Origin of the sequence: Amycolatopsis sp. NPDC102389, from assembly GCF_044765885.1 — a bacterium.
GTDB lineage: Bacteria > Actinomycetota > Actinomycetes > Mycobacteriales > Pseudonocardiaceae > Amycolatopsis.
This window is the reverse complement of the sequence record NZ_JBIWKX010000034.1, coordinates 89,613-100,587: the sequence shown is the minus strand read 5'-3', so window position 1 is coordinate 100,587 and position 10,975 is coordinate 89,613. Positions and strand designations below refer to the sequence as shown.

The window sequence follows — 10,975 nt, the reverse complement described above, 5'->3', positions numbered from 1 at the left end:
CATTCATCAACAACGCCATGATCACTATGATGACCAGGCGCCTGACCCGCCAAAAGCGCGCCAGGACCACCTAGCCACGTTCAAAGACAGGCTCTAACCCTCTTTGCCACTCACGACCCCTTCGTAAACCGGGCTAATCGGGCACTTCCTCTCCGAGAGAGGCCTTTGTGGACAGTGGCCTTCGCGACACCTGGGTGCGGAGACCGCCAACAGGACTCACAGGACACCGCCCAGACCGTCAGGCAGCGCTCTGATCAGGCCGTTTGTGGTACGAGTCGACGTACTCCTGCCCCGAAAGCTCCAGGATCGCGTACATGATCTCGTCGGTCACCGAGCGCCGGATCGCGGGCGACGAGTCCTGCCCCTCGTACCGCGAGAAGTCCAACGGCGAGCCGTAGGTGACGGTGATCTTCGCCCGCCGCGGGATCCGCTTGCCGGCGGGCTGCAGGTCTTCGGTGCCGGAAAGCGCGACGGGCACGACCTTCGCGCCGGTCGCCAGCGCCAGCGCCGCGACACCGGTGTGGCCGCGGTGCAGCCGCCCGTCCAGCGAGCGGGTGCCCTCCGGGTAGATCGCGAACGCGCCACCCGCGTCGAGCACCTTCCGCGCCGCTTCCAGCGCGGCGAGACCGGCTTGGGCGTTGCCGCGTTCGACCGGGACGTAGCCGAGGCCGCCCAGGAAACCCGCCATCATCTTGCCCTTGAGCCCGCGGCCGGTGAAGTACTCCGCCTTGCCGAGGAACTTGACCTGCCGCATCGCCGTGAAAGTGATCACGCCGGTGTCCAGCGCCGCCCGGTGGTTGGGTGCCAGCAGCACCGGCCCGGTGGCGGGGATGTTCTCCACACCGCGGATCTCGGGGCGGTACAGCGCTCTGACCAGCGGGCCCAGCACGAATCGGACAAGTAGCGGTAGCAAGGTTCCTCCATCGACAGGGTGTCGGACTCCAGCATGGCACGATCACTACTCATGAGTTGGTTCGAGCGGCGCACCTGGCAGAACCCCGAGTGGACGGTCGAAGACATCGTCGCTACGAAGGGTGACCGGACGGTTTCGGTCGTGCTACCGGCGCTCGACGAAGAGGACACCGTCTCCGAGGTCGTCGGCACGGTCCGCCCGTTGCTGGGCACGGTCGTCGACGAGCTGGTCGTGATGGATTCGGGGTCGACCGACGCCACCGCCGAGCTCGCCGCCCGCGCCGGCGCGCGCGTCGTGCACCGCGAGGACGTGCTCCCCGGCCTGCCGCCGGTGCCGGGCAAGGGCGAGGTGCTGTGGCGGTCGCTGGCCGCGACGACCGGTGACGTCGTCGTGTTCCTCGACTCCGACCTCGTCGACCCGGATCCGGCGTTCGTGCCCACGCTGCTCGGGCCGTTGCTCTGCGAAGACGGCGTTCACCTGGTCAAGGGCTTCTACCGGCGGCCGCTGCGGCTGGAGAGCAGCGGCGGCGGCCGGGTCACCGAACTGCTGGCCCGACCGGTCCTCTCGGCGCTGCGCCCGTCGCTCTCGGGGCTCATCCAGCCGCTTGGCGGCGAGTACGCGGCGACGCGCGAGTTCCTCGAGTCGGTGCCCTTCGCGGCCGGGTACGGCGTCGAGATCGGGCTCATCCTCGACGCTGAAGCGCGCTACGGCCTCGAAGGGCTCGCCCAGGTCAACCTCGGCGTACGCAAGCACCGCAACCGCTCGCTCCTTCAGCTGGGTGTGATGGCGCGTCAGATCCTCGGGACGGCGCTCGCGCGCTGCGGGATCAAGTCCGACGACCCGGCCCAGCTCACCCAGTTCGCGCAGGTGGGTGACGAATGGCTGCCGGAGGTCGCCGAGGTGTCGGTGAGTGACCGGCCGCCGATGCGGGACGTGCGCGGCCTAACCGAGTCGTAGGACCTCGTCGAACCCGGCCACCTGCGACTCACGATGCGTCACGAGGACGACGGTGCCGCGCGCGGCGGCGAGCACCTCGGCGAGGACGGCGTCGCCGTGCTCCGGGTCCAGGCCCTCGACGGGCTCGTCCAGCACGAGGATCGGCGGTGCGGCCAGTACCGCCCGCGCGAGCACGAGCCGCTGGCGCTGTCCGCCTGACAGCGTGTCGCCGTCGGAGCCGACTTCGCGATCGAGCGGCAAGTCGAAACCGGCTGTGGCGCACGCGTCGAGCAGCTCGGCGTCGGAAGAGCCGGGCTTCGCGAGGAGCAGGTTCTCGCGGACCGTCGTGTGGAAGACGTGCGCGTCCGCGAGCGCGCCCGAAATCACCGACGGCAGCAGCGCCGGATCGTAGGCGTCCAGGGGCTTCCCGTTCAGCAGAGCGCGCCCGGAGGTCGGCGCAACGGAACCCAGCAGCACATTCAGCAACGTCGTCTTTCCGACGCCGCTCGGCCCCACGATCCCGATCCGCTTACCGGGCGGCAGGTCGAGGTCGACGCCGTGCAGTGCCGGGGCCCTGCCCGCGAACTGAACGCCGACGCCTTCGAGCCGCAGGTGTCCTGGTTCGGGTACCGCGATCCCGCGCGCGGGCGGCGGTTCGGTCAGCAGCGCGCGCACCCGCTCGGCCGACGCGCGGACCTCGACCCAGCGCTGGGCGGCCGCGGTCAGCGGGAGGACCAGCTCGAACACGGCCAGCGCGCCGAGGGCCAGTGCCGCGGTCAGCGGCGGCGAAACCCCGGCGGTCAGGGCGATCGCGACGCAGGTCAGCAGCTGGACGAGGATGCCCGCCGCGGTCAGCAGGCTCGTGCGGTTCGCCGTCGCCCGGTCTCGCGCGGCGAGGGCGTCGACGGCGGCGTGTGCGGCGTCCACAGTGGACTCGTGCATGCCGTAAGCGATCAGCTCGCGCCGCCCGGTGATCAGCTCGACCGATCGTTCGGCGAGGTCGGCGCGGGCCGGAACGCTCTCCTTCGCCGCCGCCCGGGTGATCCGTACGCACAGCCACGGAAAGCCGATCCCCGCGACGGCGAGACCGGACGCGAGCACGAGCCCGGCGGCCGGGCTGACGATCAGCGCGACCGTCGTCGACACCGCGCCGACGAAGGCGGCGACACCGGCGGGAAGCAGGCAACGGAGGATCGCGTCCTGCACGGCGTCCACATCGGACACCAGGCGAGTGACGAGATCGCCGCCCGAATGCCGCGAGCCCCGATGCGGCAACAGCGACGTGTACACGCGGGTCCGCAAGGCGCCGAGATATCGCAGGACGACCTCGTGCCCGGCGAGCCGTTCCGCGTAACGCAGCCCGCCGCGCAGCAACGCCAGTGTCCGGACGGCGACGATCGCCACCGTGAGCGACGCCAGCGGCGGCTGTTCGGCCGCCTTCAGCAGCAGCCACGCGGCGGTGGCCATCAGCGCCAATCCCGCCAGCTCGGCTCCGGCCGCGATCAGTCCGGCACGGGCCAGCCGGACGACGTCCTTTGTGGACACACCCCAGACGTTCACACCGATTCCCGTTCTCGTACGGCGCCATCGTGGACTTCGAGGACGCGGGTGGCCAGCGCGGCCATCGCGGGCCGGTGGGCGACGAGCACCGCGGTCCGGCCGGTGAGCAGTTCACGGGTCGCGTCGAGCACGGCCGCTTCGGTTCCCGCGTCGAGCCTGGCGGTCGGCTCGTCGAGCAGCGCCAAGCCCGCCTCGGTCCGGGCCAGTGCCCTGGCGAGGCCGAGCCGTTGCCGCTGCCCGGCCGAAAGCGGCGCGCCCAGTTCCCCGATCCGCGTCCGGTAGCCCTCGGGCAGGCCGCGCACGACCTCGTCGAACGCCGCCGCGCGCGCCGCCGCCTGGACGTCCGGCACCTGGCCCATGGCGATGTTCTCCTCGACGGTCCCGGTGAACAACGTCGGCCGCTGCGGCACCCACGCCGTCCCCGCTCGCCAGATCGCCGGATCCAGTTCGCGCAGATCGACGCCGTCGACGAGGACCCGGCCGGACGTCGGCGTGACGAAGCCCAGCAGGACCGCCAGCAGCGTGCTCTTCCCGGAACCGCTGGGCCCGACGAGCGCGACGTGCTCGCCCGTCTCGATCGTCATGTCCACTTCGGACAGTACGGTCTCGTTGCCGTACGCGACGCTCACCTTCTCCAGCATGATCCGGGGCGCACCGCGGCGGGCCACCCGCGAACCACGCACGACGTCCTCCGCACGGACGGCCAGCGCCTCGCGGAGCGTGGCGAGCCCTTCCGCGCTGGCGTGGAACTTCGCCCCCGCGGCCCGCAGCGGCAGGTACGCCTCGGGGGCGAGCAGCAGCACGAGCACCGCGGTGTGCACGACCATGCCGCCTTCCAGCAGCCGGAAGCCGATCGGCACCGCCACGAGCGCCACCGACAGCGTCGCCACCAGTTCCAGCACCAGCGCGGACAGGAACGCGACCCGCAGCGTGCGCATCGTCGCGTCGGTGTGCGCGTCCGCCATCGCCCGCACGGTCTTCGCCTGCGCCTCCGCGCGGCCGAACACCTTGAGCGTGCCGAGCCCGCGCACGACGTCGAGGAAATGCCCGCCCAGCTTGGAAAGCAGCGACCACTGCTTGGCGGTCTTCGCTTTTGTGTGCTGCCCGACGAGGATCGCGAACACCGGGATCAGCGGCAGCGTCGCGGTGATGATCAGCGCCGACGACAGATCCGCGGCGAACAGCCGGACGACCACCGCGACCGGCACGATCGCCGAGAGGACCACTGTCGGCAGATAGCCGGTCAGGTAGGCGTCGCCCGCGTCGATTCCCTTGGTCACCAAGGTCGCGACCTCGCCCGGATTCTCCGCTTCCGCACCGAGAAGCCGTTTGCGCAGCCCGGATTTGACCGTCGCCGCGAACCGGCCGCCGATGGAACCCTGGACGCCCGTGAGCATCACCCGTACGGCGATGGCGGCCAGGAGACTCCAGGTCACACCGCCGCCGGTGAGCAGCGTCGCGAGCCCGTCGGCCTGGACGAGGATCGCCGCCGCGGTCAGCGTTCCGAGCACGGCCAGGACGCCGAAATGGCGTCGCAGCCCGGGAAGGGGAGGCATGCCTGCTCCTAGAAGTGCAGCAGCGAACGCTGGTCGACGCGGGTGTCGTGCCTGCGCCAGGTCACCCACTGCACGGCGGCGATCGCCACCAGGGCCGGGGGCAGGACGAAGGCGAGCAGATCGAGCATCTCGCCGCTGGTGGCCGCTTCCGTCAGGCTCAGCGAGAAGCCTCCGTCCACAGAGGACACCAGCGCGTCGGGCAGCCGCGCGGTCCCGACGGCGAGCACCGGCGACGCGGACAGGACCATCGTGGCGACGAGCGCCGTCTTGTGCCGTCCCGCGCGCAAGGCCGCGGCCGCGACGGCCAATGCGCCGAACGCCAGCACGATCGCGGGCAGCACGGACCACGACACAGTCGTCTCGACGGCGCCCCAGGCGACCGCCACGACCAGGAACGCGAGCGCCGGCGCGAGCAGGGCCTTGGCGATCCGGTTCGCGCGGGCGGTGAACTCGGCCGGTGCCCGGACGGCGAGGAAAGCCGCTCCCTGCAAGGCGAACAGCGCGACGAACCCGGCACCCCAGAGCAGCGCGTACGGACTGAACACGGCGAGGACGCCGCCGGTCGGTTTCCCGGCCGCGTCGAGCGGGAGCCCGAGCACGAGATTGCCGAGGAACACGCCCCAGGACACCGCCGTCACCCAGGCGCCGACGGTGATCGCCAGCGTCCAGGCGCCGCGACCGGCGTCCGGCCGCCTGCTGCGCAACTGCACCGCCGCGGTGAACGTGACGAGCCCGAGCAGCAGGGTCACGACCGGAAGGTACGCCCCGGCGAACACTTTCCCTTCCAGATGCGGGAAAGCGCCGAACAGGACGCCGACCGCGGCCACCAGCCACACCTCGTTGGCCAGGAAGAACGGGCCGAACGCGCCGAGCACACGCCGTCGCCCGGCCTCGTCACGGCTGAGCCTGCCGAGCAGCATCCCGACGCCGTAGTCGTAGCCCGCCAGCGCGAAATAGCCGGCCGTCAGGAAACCGAGCACACACCACCACAGGATCACCATCGGTCAGACTCCGCTCAGGACGGGAAGTTCGGTACGAGGGACGGCCGCCTCGTCGGCGGGGTCCGGGCCGCGTTTGGCGACCCGCGACATCAGCACCCAGTCGGCGATCGCGAGCGCCGCGAACAGCACCGTGAACGCGATGAAGGAGAAGAGGATCTGCCCCGCCGGGATCGCCGCGACGGCGTCGGCGGTGGTCAGCTTCCCGCGGATCAGCCACGGCTGACGGCCGATCTCCCGCACGAGCCAGCCGAAGGTCGCCGCGAAGAACGGCAGCGGAATGGCCAGCACCATCACGTACAGCAGCGGCCGCACCTTGGTGATCCAGTTCCGGAACAGCAGCAGCGTGCCGACGATCGAGGCCAGGAAGGCGATGAAGCCGATCTGGATCATGAACCCCAGCGGGGCGCCGACCAGCGGTTCCGGCGACTTGAGCTTGTCGGCGTGGTATTCGCCCAGCGGGCCGAACTGGCCGAAGCCGAAGCCGATCACCAGGGTGCTGCCGACCAGCGAGGTGAGCACGCCGATCCGCATCGAGCGCCGGAAGAACTCGATCTCCTTGGTGCGCTTGATGAAGTGGTACGCGCTGACCCCGACCACGAAGAAGCCGCCGGTCATGAGCGCCGCGCTCAGCACGTGCGGCAGCGACATCGTCAGCGCCGGGTTGGTGAACAGCGCGCCGAAGTCGTCGAGTTTCAGCACGCCGTTCTCGGTATGCGTGCCGACCGGGTTCTGCAGGAACGAGTTGGCCACCATGATGAACAGTGCCGAGGCGTACGCGGTCAGCGTGACCAGCCAGATCAGCGTCAGGTGGACCCATTTGTTCAGCCGCCCCCACCCGAAGATCCACAGGCCGAGGAAGGTCGATTCGGCGAAGAAAGCCACCAGCGTCTCGATGGCCAGCGGCGCGCCGAAGACGTCGCCCGCGACCGCGGACAGGCCGGTCCAGGTGAGCCCGAACTGGAATTCCATCACGATTCCGGTGACGATTCCCAGCGCGTAATTGATCACGTAAAGCTTGCCCCAGAAGCGAGTCATCCGCGTGAGTTCCGGCTTGCCGCCGAACGCGGAGCGTGTCTGCATCACCGCGACGAGTGTCACGAGCCCCAGTGTGAGCAGCACGAACAGGAAGTGGAACGAGGTCGTCGTCGCGAACTGGAGTCTCGCGATCGGGAGTGCGTCCATGTCGAGGCACTGTATACGTAGGCTGGCTACATGTAGCCACTAAATCTATGAAATCGGGGTGATCTCGGGGACATTCCCTGAGGCCGGTCCGGGAAAGTCCCGGCTACCCTGGTAGGCGGCGATGTGTAGACTGTCTATCTATGAAGGCCGACAGTCTGCGCGGGCACCTCGACGCGCTGCTCCTCGCCGTCCTCGACGGCCGGAAGCTGCACGGGTACGCCATCATCGAGGCGCTCCAGCTCCGCAGTGACGGTGCGCTCGACCTGCCGACGGGCACCGTCTACCCGGCGCTTCGCCGGTTGGAGCGCGCCGGATTCCTCGCCAGCGAGTGGGACGTCGTGTCCGGCCGCAAACGTCGTACGTACAAGCTCACCCGCTCCGGGCAGAAGGCCTTGGCGGCGGAACGGGCGGAGTGGCAGGAGTTCACCACCGTGATCGGCGGTGTCCTCGGGGGGAGCACGGCATGAGCGCGATCGAGGCCTACCTCGGCGATCTGGACAGACGGTTGAGCGGGTCGGCGAGGGCGAAGACCGATCTGCTCACCGAGGCCAGGGACGGTCTGATCGACGCGGCCGAGGCGTATCGCGAGGGTGGTGCCGCCGAGGCGGAAGCCGAACGCCGTGCCGTCGCCGACTTCGGCCCGGCCGCCGTGATCGCCCGTGACTATCAGGCCGAACTGGTGGTACGCGGCGACATCGGCACGTTGTGGAAGGTCATCGTCGGTGCGCCGCTGATCCAGCTGACCTGGGAGCTGGCGCGGATCTGGACCTATGGCGACTGGAACCAAGGCGGGAAGCCGAACCCGGGGTGGTACGTGGCCGTGATCGAACTCTTCGGGATCCTGGTCTTCGTGCCGCCGGTGATCGGGGCGATCTCGCTGTTCGGGGCACGCAGGCTGGGGCGCAGGCTCGACAGTGTCCGGCTGGGAAAGGTGACGCGGTGGACGGTGGGCGCCGCGGCGACCACGAACCTGCTGGCGCTGCTGCTGCTCACCGTGGGCACCACGGTCCTCGATCCGTCCAGGATGAACGTGAGCCTGGTGTGCAACGTGGTGAGCCTCGGCTGGGTCGCGTTCAGTTTATGGCTGCTCTCACCGGCTTTCCGGCCCCGGCCCGCGCTCGCCGCATGAACGCGATCGACGGCTACCTCGGCGATCTGGACGCCCGGTTGCACGGGCCGTCGTCGGCGAAGACCGATCTGCTCACCGAGGCCAGGGACGGTCTGACCGACGCGGCCGAGGCGTATCGCGCGGGCGGTTTCGACGAGGCGGAGGCCGAACGCCGTGCCGTCGCCGATTTCGGCCCGGCCGACCTGATCGCCCGCGACTACCAGGCGGAACTGGGGCTGCGCCGCGACATCCGCGTCCTGTGGGAGCTGATCGTGGGTGTCCCGCTGCTGATCCTCGGCTGGGATTTCGCCCGTGGCTTCGGCGACTGGTCGCGGCTCGGCGCGCCGCCGTCCTGGTACCACCGCGCGATCGGCGCGGCCGACACGCTGGCGGCGCTGTCCCCGGTCGTCGCGGTCGCGGGACTGCTCGCGGCACGGCTGCTCTCGCGGCGAGCCACCGGTCCGGTCGCGGCCCGCGCGGTCTCGTGGTCGCTGGCCGGGGCGGTGGGGTTGAACCTTCTCGCGGTCGCGACGTACGGCGGCGCGACCGGGTTCCTGGAGCCCGCCCGCCTGATCGTCAGCGTGCCGTGCGCTGTCCTGTCCGCGACCTGGATCCTGTTCAGCATGCGGCTCACGGTCGCCGCGCGGAGTTGGAGAACCACGGCATGACGGTGATCGAGGCGTACCTCGGGGAGCTGCGCGCCCGGCTGGACGGCCCGGCGACGGCGAAGCGGGATCTGCTGCGTGAGGCACGGGACGGGCTGAACGACGCCGCGGACGCGTATCGCGACGGCGGCTGGAGCGAGCACGAGGCGCAACAGCGCGCTGTCGCCGATTTCGGGCCGGTGCACCTGATCGCCGGGGATTACCAGGCCGAGCTGGGCATGCACAGCGGCACCCGCACCCTGTGGAAACTGATCCTCGGCGTGCCGATGATGCAGCTCGCCTGGGAGTTCGCCCGCAAATGGACCTTCGGCGACTGGTCACAGCTCGCGCCGACGCCGGGTTGGTACAAGTACATCGCCCAGTTCACCCACGGTTCGGTCTTCATCGTGCCGGTGCTGGGAGTGCTCGCCCTCGTCTCGATGCGCTGGCTTTCCCGGCGGATGGACGGCGCCCGGCTGGTCAAGACCGCCGGCGTGCTGATCGGCGAGGCCGTCGGGCTGAACCTGCTTTCGGTGGCGCTGCTGGTGATCGCCACCGGGTTCATCGACGCGTCGAGACTGTTCCTGTCCGTGCCGTGCGGGATCCTCATGGTGCTCTGGGTGGTGCTCAGCGTGCGACTCGCGTTGCTGGCGCGACGATCGTGGCGTTCGTGTGCCACGATCGTCGCGTGACGACCGCCCTGATCTATCTCGTAGTCATGCTGCTGGTGGCCGCCGTGGTGTTTCTGCTGGCCGCCGTGGTGTTCGGCCGGGGTGAGGAGCTGGCCCCGTTGCCGCCCGGCAGCTCGCCGACCAGGCTGCCCGCCGAGGACATCACCGCCGAGGACATCCACGCCGTCCGCTATCAGATGGTGGTGCGCGGCTACAAGATGTCCGAAGTGGACTGGGTGATGCGGCGGCTCGGCGTCGAGATCGAGGACCTGCGGGCCAAGGTGGCCGAACTGGAGGCCGAGCGCGAGGGCGCCAGGTGACCGATGTCGTCGTCTCGGTCGACGTCGCGGTGCCCGCCGGGACGGCGTGGCTCGCCCTGACCGACTGGGAACGCCAGGGCGAATGGATGATCGGCACCGAGGTCGAGGTCGTCGAGGGCAACGGGCGCAGCGTGGGTTCGAAACTGTCGGCGTTCACCGGCATCGCCGGGATCGGTTTCACCGACACGATGGAGATCACCAGCTGGGAGCCGCCGCTGCGCTGCGTCGTGCGGCATACCGGCAAGATCGTGCAGGGCACCGGGGTGTTCCAGGTGATCGAGAAGGGGCCGCATTCCTCGACGTTCGTCTGGGCGGAGCATCTGCGGCCGCCGTTCGGCGTCGTCGGGCGGCTCGGCTGGCCGGTCGCGAAACCGGGGTTCGAACTGGGGCTGCGGCTGTGCCTGCAGAGATTCGTGAAGTACGCGGAGGGGTATCGGGTTGGCTGAGGCGGGTTTGCTGGGCGCGGACGGGGTCAAGCGGTGTTCGTGGGGCAACTCGGCCCCGGACTACGTCGAGTACCACGACACCGAGTGGGGTGTCCCGCTGCACGGCGACGAAGAGCTGTACGAACGTCTGTGCCTGGAGTCGTTCCAGTCCGGGCTTTCGTGGATCACGATCCTGCGGAAACGGGAATCGTTCCGGAAGGCGTTCAAGAGGTTCAAGCCGAAGAAGGTCGCGGCCTTCACCGACGACGACGTTTCCCGGCTCATGGAAGACGCGTCGATCGTGCGGAACCGGGCGAAGATCCTGGCGGCGATCAACAACGCGCGGGCGATCGAAACGCTGGACGGTTCGCTGGACGACCTGCTGTGGTCGTTCGCGCCCTCGCGGCACAAGCGGCCGCGCACGATGGCGGACGTCCCGGCGATCACCGACGAGTCGAAGGCGATGGCGAAGGAACTCAAGAAGCGCGGCTTCGTGTTCCTCGGGCCGACGACGTGTTACGCGCTGATGCAGGCGACCGGGATGGTCGACGACCACGTGAAGGACTGCTTCCGGGCCCGGTGGTGGGGGGGGGGGGGGGGGGGGGCGGCCCAGGCCGCCCAACACACCCCCCCCCCCCCCGCCGCCAACACCACCGAGG

Annotated in this window: 12 protein-coding genes and 1 pseudogene; 8 read left to right on the top strand and 5 right to left on the bottom strand. The window is 69.9% G+C overall.

Translation table 11 applies throughout. The features are described from left to right. Positions 1-238 precede the first annotated feature (238 nt). Positions 239-913 (bottom strand): lysophospholipid acyltransferase family protein, encoded by a 675-nt coding sequence (locus ACIRGA_RS26350; RefSeq protein ID WP_400945445.1) that lies wholly within the window; start codon positions 911-913, stop codon positions 239-241. Positions 914-964: 51 nt separating this feature from the next. Between ACIRGA_RS26350 and ACIRGA_RS26345 the strand changes: the two genes are divergently transcribed. Further along, a complete protein-coding gene (locus ACIRGA_RS26345) occupies positions 965-1,870 on the top strand; it encodes a glucosyl-3-phosphoglycerate synthase (RefSeq protein ID WP_400945443.1) in 906 nt (301 codons plus the stop codon). On the opposite strand, the gene cydC is transcribed toward ACIRGA_RS26345, so the two are convergent. From cydC to ACIRGA_RS26325, 4 genes are read right to left on the bottom strand one after another with little or no spacing between them, the layout of a single operon-like run. Further along, positions 1,856-3,409: a thiol reductant ABC exporter subunit CydC gene (gene cydC, locus ACIRGA_RS26340; RefSeq protein ID WP_400945440.1), complete on the bottom strand. Its 1,554-nt coding sequence runs from the start codon at positions 3,407-3,409 to the stop codon at positions 1,856-1,858. The genes ACIRGA_RS26345 and cydC overlap by 15 nt on opposite strands. Next, positions 3,406-4,965 (bottom strand): thiol reductant ABC exporter subunit CydD, encoded by a 1,560-nt coding sequence (gene cydD / locus ACIRGA_RS26335; RefSeq protein ID WP_400945438.1) that lies wholly within the window; start codon positions 4,963-4,965, stop codon positions 3,406-3,408. The genes cydC and cydD overlap by 4 nt, the downstream gene beginning before the upstream one ends. Positions 4,966-4,973: 8 nt before the next feature. Further along, positions 4,974-5,966 carry a cytochrome d ubiquinol oxidase subunit II gene (locus ACIRGA_RS26330; protein ID WP_400945436.1) on the bottom strand — a complete coding sequence of 331 codons (993 nt, stop codon included), beginning with the start codon at positions 5,964-5,966 and terminating at the stop codon, positions 4,974-4,976. Between the two features lie 3 nt (positions 5,967-5,969). Continuing rightward, positions 5,970-7,148 carry a cytochrome ubiquinol oxidase subunit I gene (locus ACIRGA_RS26325; protein WP_400945434.1) on the bottom strand — a complete coding sequence of 393 codons (1,179 nt, stop codon included), beginning with the start codon at positions 7,146-7,148 and terminating at the stop codon, positions 5,970-5,972. Positions 7,149-7,288: 140 nt separating this feature from the next. On the opposite strand from ACIRGA_RS26325, the gene ACIRGA_RS26320 reads away from it, so the two are divergent. The 7 genes and pseudogenes from ACIRGA_RS26320 to ACIRGA_RS26290 form a co-directional block, all read left to right on the top strand. Then, positions 7,289-7,615: a helix-turn-helix transcriptional regulator gene (locus ACIRGA_RS26320; protein ID WP_005155407.1), complete on the top strand. Its 327-nt coding sequence runs from the start codon at positions 7,289-7,291 to the stop codon at positions 7,613-7,615. Further along, a complete protein-coding gene (locus ACIRGA_RS26315) occupies positions 7,612-8,277 on the top strand; it encodes a permease prefix domain 1-containing protein (protein WP_400945431.1) in 666 nt (221 codons plus the stop codon). The genes ACIRGA_RS26320 and ACIRGA_RS26315 overlap by 4 nt, the downstream gene beginning before the upstream one ends. Continuing rightward, entirely contained in the window at positions 8,274-8,924 is a 651-nt protein-coding gene (locus ACIRGA_RS26310) for a permease prefix domain 1-containing protein (RefSeq protein WP_400945428.1), read from the top strand. Before ACIRGA_RS26315 ends, ACIRGA_RS26310 begins: the two co-directional genes overlap by 4 nt. Next, positions 8,921-9,592: a permease prefix domain 1-containing protein gene (locus ACIRGA_RS26305; protein ID WP_400945425.1), complete on the top strand. Its 672-nt coding sequence runs from the start codon at positions 8,921-8,923 to the stop codon at positions 9,590-9,592. Before ACIRGA_RS26310 ends, ACIRGA_RS26305 begins: the two co-directional genes overlap by 4 nt. After that, positions 9,589-9,891, top strand: coding sequence for a DivIVA domain-containing protein (locus ACIRGA_RS26300; RefSeq protein WP_400945423.1), 303 nt, complete (start codon positions 9,589-9,591; stop codon positions 9,889-9,891). Before ACIRGA_RS26305 ends, ACIRGA_RS26300 begins: the two co-directional genes overlap by 4 nt. Continuing rightward, positions 9,888-10,337 carry an SRPBCC family protein gene (locus ACIRGA_RS26295; RefSeq protein ID WP_400945421.1) on the top strand — a complete coding sequence of 150 codons (450 nt, stop codon included), beginning with the start codon at positions 9,888-9,890 and terminating at the stop codon, positions 10,335-10,337. The genes ACIRGA_RS26300 and ACIRGA_RS26295 overlap by 4 nt, the downstream gene beginning before the upstream one ends. Continuing rightward, a pseudogene (locus ACIRGA_RS26290) lies at positions 10,330-10,893 on the top strand (DNA-3-methyladenine glycosylase I); the annotation flags it as partial. The gene ACIRGA_RS26295 and the pseudogene ACIRGA_RS26290, both read left to right, overlap by 8 nt. Positions 10,894-10,975 lie beyond the last annotated feature (82 nt).